Here is an 18,828-nt window from a genome sequence, read left to right on the forward strand (position 1 = left end):
TCGCGTGAAGAGGACACGGGCTCTCAGGGCAATCCACGTATCAAACCCCGTTTTCAGCCCGTGTCAGCGTCGACCCAGATGGATTTCTCCGTCACGGCTGCATCCGGACAGCAGGGCCGCGACGGAGGAGTGATTGCGTGCAGCAGTGACTCTCTTCAACGAAAGGAGTGTTCCTGCTACACATCCAGACGCGCGGCGCTGTGGAGAACGCCGGCCGGGCGCTTCTTGGAATCGAAACCGTCCGCCTCACCGGAGGCATCGTGAACGGCCCCACCACGTACAAGGCAGAGCTCATCGACCGAGTCATCTTCTCCCGCTGGCAGAATCCTCCGACCAAGGAGGACGTGGCGGCGATGCTGGCTCAGATGGAGGAGGCCTCGACGCGGCTCAACTCGCGTCTCATCTACATCGGTTCCGTGAGCCCGAAGTCCAAGGTTCCCGACGCGAACGAGCGCACCATCCTCAACAACTTCCTCGTCGACGCGAGGAAGACGTGTGTCGAGCAGGCGTGGCTCATCTACGAGGGCACGGACCTGCAGCACAACCTCCAGCGCGTCATCATCTCCGGCGTGCTCATCCTCACCCGGACGTTCGACAACTTCCTCTCGGTCGCGAAGTCGGGCGAGTCCATCGTCAAGGACGTCAGCGCCGTCCTGAAGAAGGATGCGGCGCCCATCTTCCAACTCGCCAAGGACCGCGGTCTGGTCGCCTGACCCCCCGGCGCTCAGCGCGCGCCGAGGATCTCCAACTCGAGGAGCTTGCCGTCCGCGCTCTCGGGGAACACGCTGACCGCGTCCACATCCACCAGGGGCGCGGCGGGGTTGCAGGTCTCCCACTCGCCCGTGCCTCGGAACCGGCACACGGTGGGATTGACGAACGAGAAGCCCCCTTCCGGATCATTCAAGCCCACGCCCTTCGGCGTGCGGACGATGGCTCTCAAGGTGCCCGGCCCCTGGGCTCGGATGCGGAACCCCATCAGGTGCTTGAGCGTGGGCGCGTAGCCCGCGCGCAGCGCTCCATCCGCCGACCAGCGGTCGCCTCGCGTCGCGTTGCTCACCGCCACGCCCGTGACGATATCGCCGTCGAACGCCTGGAGCGCGGGCTGGGCCCCCAGGAGTTGATCCGGTTTCACGGGCGCTGACTCCACCGGCTTCGCGCTGGCCGCGGTGAGCAGCGCCGGGGCCTGGGCGCCTTGCTGCGCGGCGGCGGCGCGCAGCACCGACAGGGGCAGCAGCTCCGGGCCCTGGCACCGGGACACCAGCCCGTCCACGAGGGTGCGCACGGTGGGGGGAAGGTTGACCTCCGCCTGGGCCGCGGGCGCGAGCCCCAGTCGGGCGAGGGTGTCACAGGCCGCCGGAAGGGCCGGCCCGGCGTGATCCATGCTCCACTGGAGCTCGGGGATGTTCGGCGGCTGACCGATGGCCGTCTCCAGGAGCGCTCGGGACACGGTCTGCGCGCAGGCGTTGACGTTCGGGGGGCAGTGCTCGCAGAGCGAGGCGAGCAGTCCCCGCAACGGAGTATCCGCCCCCTGGGAGAAGGGCGCGCGGGCGACCAGGGCGGTCCCCAGCTCACAGGTGCGTGGCGGCGGCGTGGCGCAGGCGTCCAGCCTCTTGCGGGCCTCGGCCAGGGTGGCGGGCTCCTCGGGAGCGCGCAGGGCGGCGTCCAGGGCGCGCTCCACCTGGCGGCATTCGGGGGAGGGGGCCGGCGCGGAGGGAGCGGCCGGGGCGGCGGTGGTGGCCTGGGCGGGAGGGCGCGCGGGCGGGGCCTCGGACGTTTCATCCTGGTGCGTCACGCACCACAGCCGGGAGAAGGCGATCAACGCCACGAGCATCAGCAGGAGGGTCCTGAGCGGGAAACGGCGCACGAGCAATCTCCTTGATTCCAACCGGGAGCGGGGGTTATCAGCCCCACCGGGTTCCATCCGCAAATAATGACGGAGGCGTGCGTGGCTGAGACGTTCGACGTGGTGATCATCGGTTCGGGCCCTGGCGGCTACGTGGGTGCCATCCGCGCGGGGCAACTCGGGCTGAAGACGGCCATCATCGAGAAGGACAAGCGTCTGGGCGGTACCTGCCTCCACCGCGGGTGCATCCCCACCAAGTCCCTCCTGTGGACGGCGGAGTTGTTCCACCACGTCAAGGAGGCGGGGGACTTCGGCATCGACCTGTCGAGCCCGACGATCAACTGGCCGAACGCGATGAAGCACAAGGACAAGGTCGTCACCAAGGGTGCCAACGGCATCGACTTCTTGATGAAGAAGAACAAGGTGACGGTCATCAAGGGCCACGGCCGCATCGCCGGCAAGGGCAAGGTGGAAGTCACCGCCGAGGATGGCTCCAAGCAGGTCCTGGACGCGAAGAACATCATCATCGCGACGGGCTCGGTGCCCAAGTCCCTGCCGAACGTGCCGGTGGACCACAAGCGCGTGCTCAACAGCGACTCCATCCTGCAGATCGACCGCATCCCCAAGAGCATCATCGTCCTGGGCGCGGGCGCGGTCGGCTGTGAGTTCGCCTCCGTCTTCAACCACGTGGGCAGCAAGACCTCCATCGTGGAGTACCTGCCCGCGCTGCTCCCCATCGAGGACGCGGACATCTCCAAGGAGCTGGAGAAGATCTTCCGTCGTCGCGGCATCGACGTGCACACCGGCTCCGCGGTGGAGAAGGTGGAGCACACGGCGGATGGCGTGCGCGTCACCATGAAGGTGGGCAACGAGACCAAGACGCTGGAGGCGGAGATCCTCCTGTCCGCCGTCGGCCGCTCGCCCGTCACGGAGGACGTGGGCCTGGACAAGACGTCCATCAAGACCGAGCGCGGCTACATCAAGGTCGACACCATGCTGCGCACCAGCGAGCCCAACGTCTACGCGGTGGGCGACGTCATCCCCACGCCGATGCTCGCCCACATGGCCAGCGCCGAGTGCGTGCTCGCGGTGGAGCACATCGCCGGGAAGAACCCGCAGCCCATCAACTACGACCTCACCCCGTCCGCCACGTACTGCTACCCCGAGGTCGCCTCGGTGGGCCTGACGGAGAAGAAGGCGAAGGAGCGCGGCTACGACGTCAAGATCGGCAATGCCCCGTTCGGCGCGGTGACGAAGGCGGCCATCACCAACGAGGCCACCGGCCTCATCAAGATCGTCTCCGACAAGAAGTACGACGAGGTGCTGGGCATCCACATCATCGGGCCGCACGCCACGGAGCTGCTCGCCGAGGCCTGCGTCGCGCTGAAGCTGGAGATCACCACCGAGGAGCTGGCGGGCACCATCCACGCCCACCCGACGCTCTCGGAGATCGTCCACGAGGGCGCCGAGGCCACGCTGGGCCACCCGCGCCACTTCTAGGCCGCGTGTGAGTCCTGGGCTCCTCATGGGAGCCCGCTCGGGCCGTCCCGGAGCCGCGTCTCCGAGGACGGCCTTTTCGTGTCCGGGCGCTCGGAAGCACGGGTGGACGCCTGGGGAGCGGGCCCGCTGGAAGGAGCCGGGGTGGGCCGGCCCGAGGCGCTCCCCAGGGCTGCCCGGCCACGTCGGGAGCATTAGTAGGAAGACGACGCGCGCGAAGGGCCCGCCAGAGCTGACGCCTCGCGTTAGAGGCTTCAGGCTTGAACGTCTTCCGCCCAAACCATAGAAGGCCCGCGACCCATGGCGACTCCTGATCGGTTCCCGCTGCCCCAGGTGACTGAGACCACCCGCAAGCCGGACTGGCTGAAGGTCCGCCTGCCGCACGGCGAAGGGTACGAGCGGGTCAAGGCCATCGTGAAGCGCACGAAGCTGGCCACCGTCTGCGAGGAGGCCCGCTGCCCGAACATCGCCGAGTGCTGGGGTGGTGGCACGGCCACGGTGATGTTGATGGGCGAGGTGTGCACGCGCGCGTGCCGCTTCTGCCACGTGAAGGTGGGGGCGCCCCCGCCGTTGGACCCGATGGAGCCCATCCACCTGGCCCAGGCCGTCAAGGAGATGGACCTGGAGTACATCGTCGTCACGTCGGTGAACCGGGATGACCGGCCGGACGGCGGCGCCAGCCACTTCGCCTCCGCCATCCGCGAGCTGCGCCGGGAGAGCCCGCGCACCATCGTCGAGGTGCTCATCCCCGACTTCAAGGGCGTGGAGCAGGACCTGGCCACGGTGGCCGAGGCGAAGCCGCACGTCGTCGCCCACAACGTGGAGACGGTGGAGCGCCTCACCCCGACGGTGAGAGACCGCCGCGCGAAGTACGCCCAGTCGCTCAAGGTGCTCGAGTATTTGAAGAACCGTCCGGAGGGCCTCTACACGAAGACGTCCGTCATGGTGGGCCTGGGCGAGACGGACGCGGAGCTGGAGCAGACCTTCAAGGACCTGCGCGAGGTGGGCGTGGACGTGCTCACGCTGGGCCAGTACCTGCAGCCCTCGCAGTACCACCTGCGGGTGGAGCGCTTCGTCACCCCGGCGCAGTTCGAGTCGTACAAGAAGCTGGCCGAGTCCTACGGCTTCCTCTACGTGGCCGCGGGTCCGCTGGTGCGCTCCAGCTACCGCGCCGCCGAGTTCTTCATGAAGGGCCTGATGGAGCGCGAGCGCCTCGAGCGGCTCGGCTGACCGGGCCTCCATTCGTGGCTTGACGCAACCCCCGTTCCTCTCGGAAAGACACCCCCATGGCAACCTTCGAATTCAAGCTCCCCGACCTCGGTGAAGGCGTGATGGAGGGCGAGCTGGTCAAGTGGCACGTCAAGGCTGGCGACGTCGTCAAGGAAGACCAGGTGCTCGCCGAGGTGATGACGGACAAGGCCACCGTCACCGTCCCCAGCCCGAAGGCCGGGCGCGTCGTGTCGACGCACGGCAAGGAAGGGGACATCGCGAAGGTGCACCACCCCCTCGTCACGCTGGAGATCGAGGGTGCGGCTCCCGCGCAGGCCTCGGGCCATGGCGCTCCGGCGCAGGCGGCGGCTCCCGCGCAGGCCCAGGCGGCGGCTCCGGCCGCGGGGGCCTCGGCGCAGGCCTCGAAGGTGCTGGCCACGCCGGTGACCCGGCGCATGGCGCGCGAGCACGGGCTGGACCTGGCGGCCATCCCCGGCAGCGGTCCGCAGGGACGGGTGACGAAGGCGGACGTGGTGGCGGCGCTGGAGGGTGGCGGGGAGCAGAAGAACGTGGTGGCGGCTCCGGCGCAGGCGCGTCCGGCGGCGCCGGCCGTGTCGTCGGGTCGGGCGGACGAGCGCGTTCCCTTGCGCGGCCTTCGCAAGAAGATCGCCGAGAAGATGGTGCGCTCGAAGTTCACGATGCCGCACTTCGCCTTCGTGGAGGAGGTGGACGCGACGGACCTGGTCGCGCTGCGCACCCGGCTCAACGCGCAGCTCGCGGCGTCGGGTGACACGACGAAGCTGAACTACCTGCCGTTCATCATCAAGGCGACCATCGCCGCGCTGAAGAAGTTCCCGCACCTGAACGCCAACTTCGACGAGGCGGCGCAGGAGCTGGTGGTGCGTGGCGAGTACAACATCGGCATGGCGGTGGCGACGCCGGACGGCCTCACGGTGGCGGTGGTGAAGGACGCGGACCGGTTGACGCTGGCGGAGATTGCTCGCGAGACGGCGCGGCTGGGCGCGGCGGCCAAGGAGCGCAAGCTGACGCTGGCGGAGATGACGGGCGGAACCTTCACCATCACCTCGCTGGGGCAGAGCGGCGGCCTGTTCGCCACGCCCATCATCAACCACCCCGAGGTGGGCATCATGGGCGTGCACAAGCTCAAGAAGCGCCCGGCCGTGGTGAAGGATCAGATCGTCATCCGCGACATGATGAACCTGTCGCTCTCGTGCGATCACCGCGTCATCGACGGCTCGGTGGCCGCGGACTTCGTCTACGAAGTCATCAAGTACCTGGAGAAGCCGGACCTGCTGTTCCTCGCCATGGCGTGAGGTCGCGCCGAGCGGGGCCCGGGCGGGAGGCTCGTCCGGGTTTCGGGGGCCGGGAAGGCCCCTGGGCCGCCGGGGAGAGGGCTGACCGCTCGCCGGGCATTCCGTCCGGCGGTATGCGTCGAGGCCGGGCGGTGGTCCACCAAGACGGTTAGGCTCTGTCCGTATGGCCGAGAACCCTCGCGAGCTGATCCGCGCCGCGCAGTCCGCCGAGCTGCGGGGTGATGTGACTCGCGCCGTGGAGTGCCTGCTCAAGGCGGCGGCGCACTACCGGAGCGCGGGCAATGCTCCCCGAGCGCTCCAGTTGCTGCGCCATGCGCGCCGGCTGGACATGAGCCGCCTGGACATCCTCGAAGCGGTGAATCGCCTGGAAGGGATGGCGGAGACGGCGTCGTCCTCGGAGGACGAGGACTCCGGGTTGGCGGATGAGTTGGTTCGCTCCGTCGAGGCAGTGCCGCTCCCGGAACTCGCTCTTCGGCAACGGCTGATGGAAGAGGCGTTGCGCGACGTGGAGTCCCAGCCTCCGACGAAGTCCCCCGAGCTCGCGGCCTGGGTGTTGGACACGGAGGTGAGCGAAGACCTCCAGAGGCTGGAGGCCCAGCTTGTTCGCGTCGCGGCCTCCGTGGCGCCAGGGCCTTCCGAGGGGCACGGTCCTTCGGTGGCTCGGGAGGCTCCGTCCTTCCGCGCTTCGGAGTTCGTGCGTGCGGAGCGCCCACGTGGCGCCGTGGATGAGCAGCTCTTCGAGACGGCATGGAGGCCAGGAGGGGCGGAAGGGGAGGAGTCCTTCGGTGGAGGCCTGATGCTCACGCCGTTGGGGCAGGCCGACGTGCGTGTCTTGGACTCGGATGGGGAGGTCGCCGCTACGCAGGTGTCGGAGGAAGTCACGCCGAGGCGCCGGCGCGGACCGCGCATCATCGAGCGGGGACCCACGCGCGCGGACGCGGCGCTGGATGCCTGGTGCTCGTTCTGTTGCCGCCCTCGCGCGGAAGTTGGCGACCTGGTCGCGGGACCTGCCGGGGCCTTCATCTGCAAGGCGTGTCTGACGGAATCCACCTCGCTGCTCGGGGACGTGAGCCCCGTGCCTCGTCCGGTGGAACAGCCGCGTTCACCGGTGCGCTCCGAGCCGGAGGTGGAGTTCGTGGGTTCGTCGGTACGCTCCGAGCCCGCGATGGGGCTCGTCGAGCTGCCACGTTCGTCGGTGCGCTCCGTGCCTGCGGTGCAGTCCGTGGGGCCGCCGAGTTCGCAGGTGCGCTCCGAGTCCGCGATGGAGTTCGTGGGTCAGCCCGACGTCCGTGTCGCGCTGGAGCGAGCGCTTCAATCGGGTGGTCGCTGCATCTTGCTCGTGGGCGCCGAGGGTTGGGGGAAGAGCACTCTCCTCCATTCACTCCAGCGTCAGCACAGAGGAGTCATCATCCCGGTGGCCTCGCTCGGAGAGGCTGCATTGGCCTCGTCCGTATCGACGGTGGCCTCGCTCGCGGATGGCGCATCGGCCTCGCCCGTGTTCATCGAGGACGTGGAGCGCCTGGGCTCTGAAGAGGCTTTATTCCTCTCCACCTTCCTGTCTCGTGAGGCGCGACCGTGCGTGGTGCTCAGCGCGCGAGGACTCGCCGCCGAGCCGGGGAAGCTCCTCCTGCGCGGAGGCGAGGAGTGCCTCTCCGTGCCCACGACGGAGGCCCTGTCGCGCACGGTGCGCGGGCTCATCCCCGTGAGCATCCTGGAGCACGTCCAGGTGCTGCTCTGCCTGCGTCAGCCCACGCGCGCGGACTACGTGGAGATGGCCCGCGCGCGACTCGCGCTGCGTGAGCCCAAGACAGTGCTGTCCGACAGCATCCTCACGGCCTTCGCCGCCGAGGCCGAGCGCTCACCCCGCGCCGGCCACGAGCTGCGGGCCCTCCTCCAGCGGGTTCCCCCAGGTACGTGGGAACTCGAGAACGTGACGAAGCCGACGCCCCCTCGAAAGGGCCGGCGGAAGGGAACGTCGTGAACACCATCACCGTCTACCGGCTCGGCCGGGTCGAGTACGAGGACGGCCTCAACCTGATGCGCCTCTTCGGCGATTCACGTCGAGAAGGACTCAGCGGCGACGTGCTGCTCCTGCTCGAACACCCACCCATCCTGACGCTGGGCCGGGGCGCGAAGCGGGAGAACATCACCGCCTCCGATGCGAGCCTCTCCGCCGAGGACGTGAATGTCTTCGAGACCAATCGGGGCGGCGACGTCACGTACCACGGGCCCGGACAGATTGTCGGCTACCCCATCTTCCTGCTCCCGGAGTCGCGCCGCGATGTCCGCCGCTACGTGCGCGACGTGGAGCGCTCCATCATGGAGGTGCTGGCCGAGTGGGGCATCACCGCGGGCCCCATCCCCAAGTGGCCCGGTGTCTGGATTGGTGAAGACGGCGCGCCCGACACGCGGAAGATCGCCGCCATCGGTGTCCACCTGTCCCGGTGGCTCACGACGCACGGCTTCGCGCTCAACGTGAACACGAAGATGGAGCACTTCCGCTTCATCGTGCCCTGTGGAATCCGCGAGGCCGGCGTCACGTCCATGCAGCGCGAGCGTGGCAGCCCGGTCCCCGTCCCCGACGTGGAAGAGGCGCTCGCCCGGAGCTTCTGCGCGGTGTTCGACAGCGAGCGCGTGGATGCGCCGCCGCCCCTGCGCACCGTCAGCATCGCCGTCGTCCGAGGCCACGGTCCGGAGGCGCGCGTGCTGCTCGGGCGACGTCGCCCCGAGCGCGGCGGCTTCTGGCAGATCCTCACCGGCCGCGTTGAAGTAGGGGAGTCACCTGCCCAGGCAGCCAGCCGCGAACTGGAGGAGGAGACGGGCCTGCGGCTCCCCACGGAGGACCTGGCCTACCGCCATTCCTTCGCCATCGGCGAGACGCTGCCTCCCGTCATCGCCGAGGAGAGCGCCTTCGCCGTGCACGCCCCGCCGGACGCCGAGGTCCGTCTGGGGCCCGAGCACGAGGCCTTCGAGTGGGTGGACGTGCCCACCGCGCTGGAGCGCCTGCCCTTCGTCGGGCTGCGCGAAGCGGTGAAGCGCGCGGTGTCGTGGCGCGGCGCCTGAGGCCGCGTCCACGTCGCGCGGTTACAGCTTGAGGACCATCGCTTCCTTGGCGGCGATGGCCTCCGGGCGGTGCTTGCGCACCTGCCGCAGCAGCTTGTCCATGGCCGCGTCGTCGCGCCCCGGGTCGTGGTGGAAGAGCACCAGCGTCTTCACCTGCGCGGCATCCGCGGCGGCCACGGCGGCCTGCCACGTGGAGTGGCCCCAGCCCGTGCGCGCCGGTCCACAGCGGCCGTGGTACTCGTCCTCCGTGTACATGGAGTCGTAGATGAGCAGGTCCGCGCCTCGCGCGAACTCGAACATCACCGGGTCCAACTCGCTGCCGTGCTCCACGTCCGTGGCGTACACCACGGAGCGACCCCCGCACTCCACGCGGTACCCCAGGCTGCCTCCCGGGTGGTTCAGCTCCAGCCACCGCACCTCGGCCGGGCCAATCTGGAGCGTCCCTCCCGGTGACAAGTCCCTGTAGGTGAGCTTCGCGCGGAAGGCTCCCTCCGCCGTCACCGGGAAGTAGGGCTGCACCATCTGCCCGCTCAGCAGCTCCCGCGTGGTGCGCCCGTTGCGCGACGGACCGTTCACGGTCAGCTCGCTCGTCGGAATGAAGATGGGCGCGAAGAAGGGAAGGCCCTGCAGGTGGTCGTAGTGGTAGTGCGAGATGAAGATGTTGCCGCGCACCGGCCCCGCGCCTGGCGTGAGCAGCGAATCGCCCAGCGCCCGCGCTCCCGAGCCCAGGTCGAAGATCAGCAGCTCGTCCCCACACCGCACCTCCACGCACGGCGTGTTGCCGCCATAGCGCCTGGTCTGCGGACCGGGGGAGGGGATGGAGCCTCGCACTCCCCAGAAGCGCACCTCGAAGGGCACGCGGGCCTGATTGCGCACGACGGCGTTGCGCCGCCGCGCTGGCGTCTTCTCAGCCGGCCTTGGCTTCCGTGTCGTCGTCCTCGGCGAAGAGCTCAATCAGGTGCCCCGTACGCTCGCGCTTCGTCCTCAAATAGTCGAGGTTATGCGGATTGTGCTCGGTCCGGGAAGGGATTCGACGCAGGACGGGAATGCCTTCCTCCACCATCCCCGCGATCTTCAGGGGGTTGTTGGTGATGAGGTCCACCGAGCGTACGTCCAGCGAGCGCAGCATCTCCGCCGCGATGTCGTAGCTGCGCAAATCATCCGCGAAGCCGAGCTGACGGTTCGCCTCGTACGTGTCCAGCCCCTTGGCCTGGAGGGCGTACGCCTTGATCTTGTTCCCCAGGCCGATGCCCCGGCCCTCCTGACGCAGGTACAGCACCACGCCCAGCTTCTGCTGGGTGATGAAGTCCAGCGCCCGGTCCAACTGCTCGCGGCAGTCGCACTTCAGGCTGCCAAAGACTTCGCTCGTCAGGCACTCGGAGTGGATTCGCACCGGCACCCCCTCCACGCCCGACACGTTGCCCGCGACCAGCGCCACGTGCTCCCGGCCATTGCGGCGGTCCCTGAACACGATGGTCCGCAAGGGACCCCGCTGCGTGGGGATTTCCGCTTCCGAGAACCGCTCGAGGTGCTGCGTGGGCTTACGGGTCGGAAGAACCTGGGGTGAGCGAATGTCCGACATGTTGTTTCAGTCTCCAGATGCGAAGCACCCTGTTAGGTGCCCCCATGAGCGCAAGTCAAGGCGGACTCACCTGACGTTCACCCGAAGAGATGCACGACGGGCGACTCCGGTTTCTCAAGCCCCCCAGGAGAGCGGTAGCAATTCCACCGCGTCCCCATGAGACAAGCTGCTGGCTTCCCGGCCAAAGTGCAGCAGATGCGTGGCCGCCGCCGCTGAACGGAGCACGCCCGACGTCTGCGTGGCCAGGGGGCGGGCCCAGAGGTTGCCATCCCTCCAGGCGGCCGTCACCCGGACGAAATGCGCCAGCCCCGGAGGCTTGGACAGCCGACCGTCCAGGCGCCCGGGAACCCGCGCGGGCTCCACGTCCAGGTGGCCGAGCAGTCGGCGGATCGCCGGCCTGACGAACAGCTCGAACGTCACCAGCGACGAGGTGGGGTTGCCGGGCAGCCCGAAGAACAGGGTGCTGCCGCGCTTGCCCACCACCAACGGCTTGCCGGGCTTGATGGCCACGCGCCACAGGTGCTGCTGCACGCCGATGGCGGCGAGGACCTCCTTCACGTAGTCGCGCTCGCCCACGGACACGCCCGCGCTGGTGAGCACCACGTCGAAGCCCTGGGCCCGCGCCAGGAACTCCCCCACGGAGTCGCGGGTGTCCTGGGCGATGCCCAACAGGGACGGCTGCCCTCCCGCGCGGCGGACCGCCAGGGCCAGGGACGGGGCGTTGGTGTCGACGATGCGGCCCCGGGGCGGCTCGTCGGCGCGGCACAGCTCGTCGCCGGTGGAGAGGATGGCCACCCGGGGGGCGCGTGGGACGGGCGCGGACAGGATGCCCTGGGCCCAGAGCATCCCCAGCTCGGGGATGCCCAGCGGCGTGCCCCGGGCGAGCAGCAGCGCCCCTTCCTTCGCGTCCTCGCCCCGAGGCCTCACGTGCTGGCCCGGCTCCACGGCCTCCAGGATGTCCACCTGATCCGCGCCCCCGTCCGGCACCGGCCGGGCCCGCTCGCGCATGACCACGGCGTCCGCGCCCTGGGGGAGGGGAGCGCCGGTCATGATCCGCACGCAGGTGCCCGGGCGGACCTCCTGGCGTGGCGTGCCTCCCGCGTAGACGGTCTCCAACACCGGCAGTCTCACCGGCAGCGGGCCCGCCAGGTCCTCGGCGCGCACCGCGTAGCCGTCCATCGCCGAGTTGTCCCAGGGTGGCAGCGTCCGCTGGGCGAGCACGTCCTCCGCGAGCGTCCGGCCCAGGCCATCATCGAGGGCCAGCCACTCGGCGGACAGGGGCGTGGCCAGGGCCAGAACCCGGGCTCGGGCCTCGTCTTCCGGAAGCAGCGTCGCGGCGTCGTTCATGAGCGTCATCTTCAGCCCGGTTCGCACCGAAAGTCCGAGAGAAAATCAAGTGTTAGTTTGACAGCCCACCTGATCATCGTTACAAGCTTCAATCATCGCGAAGCCTGCCAGTCCTCCTGGGGGTGGCGTGGCAACCCGTTGAAAGTACACGGGAACTCTCAAGGAGACAGCGTCGATGGCCAAGCCCAAGTCCGGGGCCAAGAAGGCGACTCCCGCTGGAAAGACTGGCGCGAAGTCCGCCGCGAAGAAGGATAAATCCGCCCGGCTGGACCTGATCAAGAACGCGTCCAAGCGGGTCGCTACTTCGACGACGAAGGTGGTGAAGGCGGTCGCGGAGTCAGTAGCGAAGGGCGTGAAGGGTTCATCGAAGAAGGCGGCCGTCGAGACCGCTCCCGACAAGGAGAAGGTCGTCGAAAAGGACAAGGCTGTCGAGAAGGAGAAGGCCGCTGACAAGGCGCCTTCCAAGAAGTCAGCGGCGAAGCCCGCTCCCGCGGCGAAGTCCGCCACGGCGAAGCAGGCCGCCGCTCCCGCCGCGAAGACTCCCGCTGGGACGAAGGGCGCGTCGGGCAAGGGCTCCAAGTCCTCCGCTCCCGCGGTGCCCGCCGTGGAGAAGCCGAAGCCGCGCGCCACCAAGCTGCCGCCCCCGGGCGAGCCGCTCACCAAGCGTGAAATGGAGCAGCTGCTGACCGCCGGAGAGGGCCGTGGCGTGATGGGCGAGGGCAGCCTCAAGGGCCGCCTGGTCGTCCTCAACGAAATGCCCAACCTGGTGGTGGTGGGACGCGACAAGCGAGAGCTCACCTTCCTGCTCCAGGGGCCGGATCAGGAGGTCCTCCCGGCCTACGTGAATCACAAGGTCTCCGTCAGCGGGATGATCCGCAAGACGACCAACCACGGCGGCGTGGTGGACGTGCGCAAGTACTCCGCCAAGAAGCCGGAGGCGGAAGTCGTCGAGGCGCCGCCCGCGGACACCGAGCCCCGGCTGCGCTACCTGTCGCCCGGCGAGGTCTCCATGGTGACGGCGGCCGGCATGGGCGCGGGCATCAAGGGCTTCGCGGCCGTGCGCGGAAATCTGGAGATGAACGGCGAGGAGTTCATCCTCGTCGTCTCCAACGGCGGCACCCGCCAGCAGGTGTCCTTCCTCATCGAGGGGAAGGCCGCCGTGAAGAGCCTGCGCAAGAACGTGGGCCACACGCTGCAGGTCATGGGCGTGGTGGACAAGCTCTCCGGCTGGGGTGGTCGCATCATCGCGGAGAACGTGGAGCCGCGGCCGTCGGAAGCGCGCGCGGTGTCTCGCGATGAGATGGAGATGGTCCACATCGAGGGCGAGGTGCCCACGTCCGTGGACGTGAGGCTCAACCACGGCCTCACCGTGCGCCTGCCCGAGCAGCCTGGGTTCACCTGGGCCATCGAGCCCACGGCGGCCAAGCGCGTGGGCCTGCGCGAAGCCAATTTCGAGCCGGTTCCCAGCGGCGGTCCGGCGACCCGCGAGTTTTTCTTCACTCCCCGTAACCCGGGGACTTTCGAGGTGGAGTTCTTCCTGGCCAAGGCGCTGACGCCGGGCCTGGTGGATCGCTCCTTCAAGATCAACGTCACGGTCAAGCCCTGAAGAACGTCGCTTCCCGGAGGAAGGCTCCGGGAAGCAGTCGGTTGCCGGGGGGTTCCCGCCCGGCCGCTTCGGGCTTACCCGTTCCCGTAGCGGCCGAGCCGCGACCCCACCGTGAGCATTTCTTCAGACCTTCTCCAGCAGATCCTCTCCGAAGCCGACCACCCGCTGGGCATCAAGGAGCTCCTGCGACTCGCGGGCCTGCACCCTGGCCAGCAGACCGAGCTCAAGCGCTCCCTCCGGGAGCTGGTACGCCAAGGCCAGGCCGTCAAAGAGGGCAAGCGCTTCCTGCGCCCCGGTCCTCCCCCTGACGGCGGCCCGCCCGTGCCTCCGCCTGTCGTGCCGGAGGTCGCCGCCGTGCATGCGGACCCCCGGCCCCGTCATGAGCGGGCCCGTCCTCAGGACCCCCCCACGCGCGAGCGCCTCACGGGCCATGGTGCCCGAGGCCAGGAAGGCGGCTTCAAGGGCCGTGCTCCCGACGCCCGTGGCGCACGCGACTCCGGCCGCACGGACGGCGGCCGAGGGCGCGAGCGCCGTGACTTCAACAAGCAGGGTTCTTCACGCCGTGAAGAGGGCCGTGAGCGCTTCGGCCATCGAGGCCCGCGTCGCCCGGCCTTCGGCGAGGTGCTGGACACGGTGGAGGGCGTCCTCCACGTCCACCGCGACGGCTTCGGCTTCGTGCATCCCGTGGGAGGGGAGGGCGAGAACATCTTCCTGCCCCCGGCCGAGGCGCAGCGCGCGCTCGACAATGACCGGGTGGTGGTGGAGGTGGCGGGTCGGCCCGGCCGGTACGAGGGGCGCCTGGTGCGCGTCGTCGACCGTCGCCGCGAACTGGCGGTAGGCGTCTACACGACGCAGGGCCGCCACGCGCTGGTGCTGCCCACCGACACCAGCCTTCCCGGTCCCATCCGCGTGCCTCAGACGCAGATGGCGCAGGAGGGGGACCTGGTGAAGGTGCGCCTGGGCGTGGGCGCGAACCTGTTGGAGCCGGGACGCGGGCTCTTCGGCGAAGTGGCCGGCTCGCTCGGCAAGCCGGGGACTCCGAGCTCCGAGGTGATTGGCATCGCCTACTCGCAGGGCTTCTCGGATGAGTTCCCTCCGGAGGTCATGGACGAGGCGGACCGCTACGCCGTGACGGTGTCGGCGGAGGAGGCGAGCGGGGAGGAGCGCAAGGATTTGCGCTCGATGCAGTTGGTCACCATCGACGGTGAGGACGCGCGCGACTTCGACGACGCGGTGTACGTGGAGGACCTCGCGGGCGGTTGGCGGTTGGTGGTCGCCATCGCGGACGTGACGCACTACGTGCGTGAGCGCAGCGCGCTGGATGCGGAGGCCTTGCGCCGCGCGACGTCCGTGTACCTGCCGGACCGCGTGCTGCCCATGCTGCCGGAGCGGCTCAGCAACGGCATCTGCTCCCTGAAGCCGGACGAAGACCGGATGTGCATGGTGGCGGACATGACGTTCGACGCCCAGGGCCAGCGGCGCTCGTCCACGTTGTACCCGGCGGTGATGCGCAGCGCGGCGCGCTGCACGTACAACGAGGTGCAGGACGTCCTTGATGGCAAGAGCGTGCCGCACCGTGATGCCTTCAAGCCGCACTTCGAGAAGATGATGTCGCTGGCCCGCGCGCTGATGAAGATGCGCAAGGAGCGGGGCGCCATCGACTTCGACATTCCCGAGCACAAGGTGGTGCTGGGCAAGGATGGCCTGCCCGAGCGCATGGACAAGCGCGAGCGCAAGGACAGCCACCGGCTCATCGAGGAGTGCATGCTCGCCGCCAACGAGGCGGTGGCGCGCTTCTTCCAGGACGAGGGCCTGCCCACGGTGTACCGGTTCCATGGCGAGCCGGACCCGGAGAAGCTGGCCGCCTTCGGGGCGCTGGCACAGGCGTATGGCTTCAAGCTGCAAATCGATGATGGCGTGTCCTCGAAGGAACTGGATGCGTTCATCAGTCAGCTCGCGGGTCACCCGGAGCAGCGGGCGCTGAACCAGCTCCTGCTGCGTTCGATGATGCAGGCCGTGTACACGCCGTCGAAGGTGGGCCACTACGGGCTCGCGGCGGAGCACTACCTGCACTTCACCTCGCCCATCCGGCGCTATCCGGACCTGTTGGTGCATCGGTTGTTGAAGGCGCACTGGGCACGACAGGGACGCAAGCCGTCGCTGGCGATGTTGGACCGCGAGGAGGAGAAGCTGGAGGACATGGCGATGCAGTGCTCCGACAGGGAGCGCGCGGCCATGCAGGTGGAGCGGGAGGTGGTGTCCTTCTACGCGACCCTGATGATGAAGGACCGGGTCGGCGAGGAGTTCGCGGCCACCGTGGCGGCCATCACCGACTTCGGGTTCTTCGTCGAGCTGGACGCCGAGCACGTCGAGGGTCTGGTGAAGGCGGAGACGCTGGGGCCGGGCTCGAAGCTGGACAAGCAGACGCACTCGCTCGTGTATCCGAACGGGCGGCGCGTGCGCGTGGGACAGAAGCTCCGCGTGCGGCTGTTGTCGGCGAACCCGACGGCGCGGAAGATCGACTTCGACGCGCTCCAGTTCGAGGGCGAGGCGCCGTTGACGCGCCATGAGGGCGGCGCGGCCGCGCGTCGTCGCCCCGAGGCTCGCGAGCAGCAGCTGCCGTATGGCAAGCCCAAGCCGGGCAAGCCGGGACAGTGGGAGCGCGACACGAGCAAGGGCGCACCGGCTCGTTCCTGGGCCGCGCGTGAGGAGCCGTCGCGTCCTCGAGGGCGCTTCGTGCGAGAAGGGCGTCGCGAAGAGGCCGCCGTGCCTTCGCGCGGCGAGCCCACGTTCAAGAAGCCCTGGAAGGACGACGCGGCGAAGACGCAATCCGGTCCTCGGTCCGCGGGGGATGCGCAGGGGCCGAAGCGACGGATGTTCGTGCGGCCGGAGCAGGGGGCGGGCTCGGATGTGAGCAGCGTGCCCGTACAGGAGGCACAGGACGTCCGCGAGGAGGTTGTGCCCGAGGTGCCTGCCACGCCGACGTGGTCGGAGCCTGACGCGAGCGAGAGCGCGGGGTCGTCACCGCATCCCGGGTTCGACCGGCTGCGTGCGTTGGCCTCGCAGGGCCAGCCCCCGAAGAAGGGTGGCCGGCCTTCGCAGCCGCAGTCGCGGCACGGGCATGGCGGACATGGAGGCAAGCCTTCGTCGAAGGATTCTCGCTTCAACCGCCCCGCGTCCGTCATCGTGCCTCCGAAGCCGCCCGCCGAGGTGAAGCCCGAGTTCGCGCCGGAGAACTGGCAGCCTTCCGTTCCGCCCGAGCCTCCGGCGAAGCCGCCGGTTCGCGAGCAGTTGGAGCCCGTCGCGCGTTCGACGCCCGAGGTGGTGGTGGCGCGGACGGCGGAGATTCCTTCGAAGCCGCCCGAGCGTTTGCCGACTCCGGCTGAAACGGTCATCGCTCCGCCTGCGGCCCAGTCGCCGGTGGCTCGGCCCGCCGTGGTCTCCACTCAGTCAGGACCCGAGAGCGTCACGTCGGCGCCCGAGAAGGCACCGGCTCGTGTGAAGCGTGCGGCCGCCGTCAAGCGCGGTGTGGCCACGGCAACCGCGAGCGCTGCCTCGACGAAGGCGGCGTCCAAGGTCGCCCCGGCATCGCGTCAGCCGAGCGCGAAACCGAAGACGATGTCTGATGCCACGTCGGCGTCGCGCACTCCGACCGCGAAACCGAAGGCTGCGCCCCGTGTGGCGTCGGGCACTTCGACCGCGAAACCGAAGGCGGTGGGGAAGAAGTCCCCCACGCTGACGCCCGCGAAGCGAGTTGCCTCGGGCAAGGCACCTGTGAAGAAGGCCGCTCCCGCGAAGCCGTCACTCGCCAAGTCGCCCAAGGCCCAGCCGCCGAAGACCAAGGCGTCCAATGCCAAGTCGCCCAAGGCAAAGGCGTCCACGGCCCAGGTGGCCAAGGCGAAGACTGCAAAGGCCTCGGCGCCCAAGTCCCAGGCGAAAGCGCTGAAGGCAAAGCCCGTGAAGGCTACTGCCGCAAAGGCGAAGTCGCCCGCGAGCCATGCGAAGCGCCCTGCCAAGGCCTCCACGACGTCGACGTCGGCGGGCAAGGGGAAGGGGCGCGCGAAGCGCTGAGGTTCGGCGTTCGCTCTCATCCTCGCGTCGGCCGCCATGCGCGGAAGATGCGCGCGAAGCGCTGAGGTTCGGCGTTCGCGCGCATCCGCGCGTCGGCTGCCGTGCGCCGAAGAGGTGCGCGAAGCGCCGAGGTTCGGTGTTTGCGCGCATCCCCTCGTCGGCCACCATCGGCGCATGAAGCGCTGAGGTTCGGCGTTCGCTTGCATCCCTGCGTCCGCAGGCAGATTCGGACGGAGCGTGAGCTCGCGAAGCGCTGAGGTCCGGAGTTCGCGCGCATCCGCGCGTCAGATGGAAATCACCAGACCGGGAGCGCAGGGCGCGTCGCGAGTGAATTTTTCCCCGGGGACGTCGTCCCGAGCGTGCCGTGCTGATGGACCTTCGGTGTCCTCGGCCAGGCATCCTGCTCAGCCCCCGGAGATGACATGTATTCGCGCGCCCTCGTTTCAGCCCTCGTTGTGTTCGCCTTCGCCGGTTGTGCGGGCATGACCATGACCACGACCTCGACGGGACTCGACGGCAAGACGACCGTACGCAGCTCCGACCCGGCGGAGCAGGCTCGTATCGACGCGAGGGAGCGTGAGAATGAGGACTACGCCAAGGCCATCGCCGAAGCGCCTCGGCGCTCGCCTCAGGCTCCCATCCAGGTCGCCGTGTTCGAGACGACCGTCGCCGAAGCGCTCTCCAAGTCACTCGACCGGAAGCAGTTCGACGAATCTCTCCGGCGCGAACTCTCCGCCGACCCGCTGTTGCGCATCGTGGCGGTGACGGGCCTGTCTGGCAGCGCGACGCGAGTCGGTGCGTCGGACGAGGAGCGCATCTCCGCCGCCCGCGAGAAGGGCATCTCTCCGGATGTGTGGATCCTTCCGCATGTCATGCTGGAGGACGCGGTGGGGACGAGTGGCGGGAAGCTCGTCTCGATGAAGGCCTTCACGCTTCGCAGTGGCGTGGTGTCCGCCTACGGCACCGGCACGTCGAGGCCCGAGGCGCAGGGCTCCATCTTCCAGAACGCGCAGGTGGTGGCGGGCGCCGCGATGAAGATTCGTGCCGCCGTCGTGGGGGAACTCGGGCCCAACCTGCCCGACCGCGAAGCAGTGGCCGGACTGCAGAGGGCACGGCAGCAGAAGGCGGCGGACTCCATCGCGGAGCAGGCCGGCATCCTTCCCGAGGACGACACGGCGACCCGGATGAGGAAGCTCATGGACCTGGCGAAGCAGCCCAAGCAGCCGGCGCAGTCGTCCGTGCAGGAGTAGGCCTCACCCGTCGGGATGCCCATCCC

General features: G+C 69.1%; 13 protein-coding genes. 9 read left to right on the forward strand and 4 right to left on the reverse strand.

The genetic code is table 11. From position 1 onward, the window contains the following. Positions 1-260 precede the first annotated feature (260 nt). Positions 261-713 (forward strand): DofB protein, encoded by a 453-nt coding sequence (locus tag G4D83_RS10375; RefSeq protein WP_141647391.1) that lies wholly within the window; start codon positions 261-263, stop codon positions 711-713. An 11-nt stretch (positions 714-724) separates the two neighbouring features. On the opposite strand, the gene G4D83_RS10380 is transcribed toward G4D83_RS10375, so the two are convergent. Beyond that, positions 725-1,864 carry a hypothetical protein gene (locus tag G4D83_RS10380; protein ID WP_240356250.1) on the reverse strand — a complete coding sequence of 380 codons (1,140 nt, stop codon included), beginning with the start codon at positions 1,862-1,864 and terminating at the stop codon, positions 725-727. 81 nt (positions 1,865-1,945) lie between these two features. On the opposite strand from G4D83_RS10380, the gene lpdA reads away from it, so the two are divergent. From lpdA to lipB, 5 genes are all read left to right on the forward strand, one after another. Beyond that, positions 1,946-3,343: a dihydrolipoyl dehydrogenase gene (lpdA, locus tag G4D83_RS10385; RefSeq protein WP_163864540.1), complete on the forward strand. Its 1,398-nt coding sequence runs from the start codon at positions 1,946-1,948 to the stop codon at positions 3,341-3,343. A 297-nt stretch (positions 3,344-3,640) separates the two neighbouring features. Continuing rightward, positions 3,641-4,570, forward strand: coding sequence for a lipoyl synthase (gene lipA, locus G4D83_RS10390; RefSeq protein WP_163864541.1), 930 nt, complete (start codon positions 3,641-3,643; stop codon positions 4,568-4,570). 56 nt (positions 4,571-4,626) lie between these two features. Then, positions 4,627-5,883: a dihydrolipoamide acetyltransferase family protein gene (locus G4D83_RS10395; RefSeq protein ID WP_163864542.1), complete on the forward strand. Its 1,257-nt coding sequence runs from the start codon at positions 4,627-4,629 to the stop codon at positions 5,881-5,883. Between the two features lie 163 nt (positions 5,884-6,046). Next, positions 6,047-7,864, forward strand: a complete 1,818-nt coding sequence (locus G4D83_RS10400; protein ID WP_163864543.1) for a ClpX C4-type zinc finger protein — start codon at positions 6,047-6,049, stop codon at positions 7,862-7,864. Further along, positions 7,861-8,946, forward strand: a complete 1,086-nt coding sequence (gene lipB, locus G4D83_RS10405) for a lipoyl(octanoyl) transferase LipB (RefSeq protein ID WP_163864544.1) — start codon at positions 7,861-7,863, stop codon at positions 8,944-8,946. Before G4D83_RS10400 ends, lipB begins: the two co-directional genes overlap by 4 nt. A 21-nt stretch (positions 8,947-8,967) precedes the next feature. Here the strand turns inward: lipB and G4D83_RS10410 are convergent, their stop codons facing one another. The 3 genes from G4D83_RS10410 to G4D83_RS10420 all read right to left on the reverse strand — a co-directional run bounded on the left by G4D83_RS10410 (position 8,968) and on the right by G4D83_RS10420 (position 11,875). Then, a complete protein-coding gene (locus tag G4D83_RS10410; protein WP_163864744.1) occupies positions 8,968-9,804 on the reverse strand; it encodes an MBL fold metallo-hydrolase in 837 nt (278 codons plus the stop codon). Between the two features lie 49 nt (positions 9,805-9,853). Continuing rightward, positions 9,854-10,528, reverse strand: coding sequence for a GTP cyclohydrolase II (gene ribA / locus G4D83_RS10415; RefSeq protein WP_163864545.1), 675 nt, complete (start codon positions 10,526-10,528; stop codon positions 9,854-9,856). Between the two features lie 114 nt (positions 10,529-10,642). After that, on the reverse strand, positions 10,643-11,875 hold the full coding sequence (locus G4D83_RS10420; RefSeq protein ID WP_163864546.1) for a molybdopterin molybdotransferase MoeA: 1,233 nt from the start codon (positions 11,873-11,875) through the stop codon (positions 10,643-10,645). Between the two features lie 175 nt (positions 11,876-12,050). On the opposite strand from G4D83_RS10420, the gene G4D83_RS10425 reads away from it, so the two are divergent. The 3 genes from G4D83_RS10425 to G4D83_RS10435 all read left to right on the forward strand — a co-directional run bounded on the left by G4D83_RS10425 (position 12,051) and on the right by G4D83_RS10435 (position 18,802). Further along, on the forward strand, positions 12,051-13,481 hold the full coding sequence (locus tag G4D83_RS10425) for a protease inhibitor I42 family protein (RefSeq protein ID WP_163864547.1): 1,431 nt from the start codon (positions 12,051-12,053) through the stop codon (positions 13,479-13,481). A 111-nt stretch (positions 13,482-13,592) separates the two neighbouring features. Next, the gene (gene rnr / locus G4D83_RS10430; protein ID WP_163864548.1) at positions 13,593-17,552 is read left to right on the forward strand and encodes a ribonuclease R; all 3,960 of its coding nucleotides are present in this window, start codon (positions 13,593-13,595) and stop codon (positions 17,550-17,552) included. Positions 17,553-18,040: 488 nt separating this feature from the next. Beyond that, complete coding sequence (locus G4D83_RS10435) at positions 18,041-18,802, forward strand: hypothetical protein (protein WP_240356251.1); 762 nt, start codon at positions 18,041-18,043, stop codon at positions 18,800-18,802. The last annotated feature ends 26 nt before the right edge of the window (positions 18,803-18,828 follow it).

Origin of the sequence: Myxococcus eversor, assembly GCF_010894455.1 — a bacterium.
GTDB classification, from domain to species: Bacteria; Myxococcota; Myxococcia; order Myxococcales; family Myxococcaceae; genus Myxococcus; species Myxococcus eversor.

Bases quoted from the DNA above. Each gene is read 5' to 3' on its own strand.
- G4D83_RS10435 (WP_240356251.1), top strand. From the start codon at position 18,041: ATGACCACGACCTCGACGGGACTCGACGGCAAGACGACCGTACGCAGC.
- ribA (WP_163864545.1), bottom strand. From the start codon at position 10,528: ATGTCGGACATTCGCTCACCCCAGGTTCTTCCGACCCGTAAGCCCACG.
- G4D83_RS10425 (WP_163864547.1), top strand. From the start codon at position 12,051: ATGGCCAAGCCCAAGTCCGGGGCCAAGAAGGCGACTCCCGCTGGAAAG.
- G4D83_RS10395 (WP_163864542.1), top strand. From the start codon at position 4,627: ATGGCAACCTTCGAATTCAAGCTCCCCGACCTCGGTGAAGGCGTGATG.
- G4D83_RS10400 (WP_163864543.1), top strand. From the start codon at position 6,047: ATGGCCGAGAACCCTCGCGAGCTGATCCGCGCCGCGCAGTCCGCCGAG.
- G4D83_RS10420 (WP_163864546.1), bottom strand. From the start codon at position 11,875: ATGAACGACGCCGCGACGCTGCTTCCGGAAGACGAGGCCCGAGCCCGG.
- lipA (WP_163864541.1), top strand. From the start codon at position 3,641: ATGGCGACTCCTGATCGGTTCCCGCTGCCCCAGGTGACTGAGACCACC.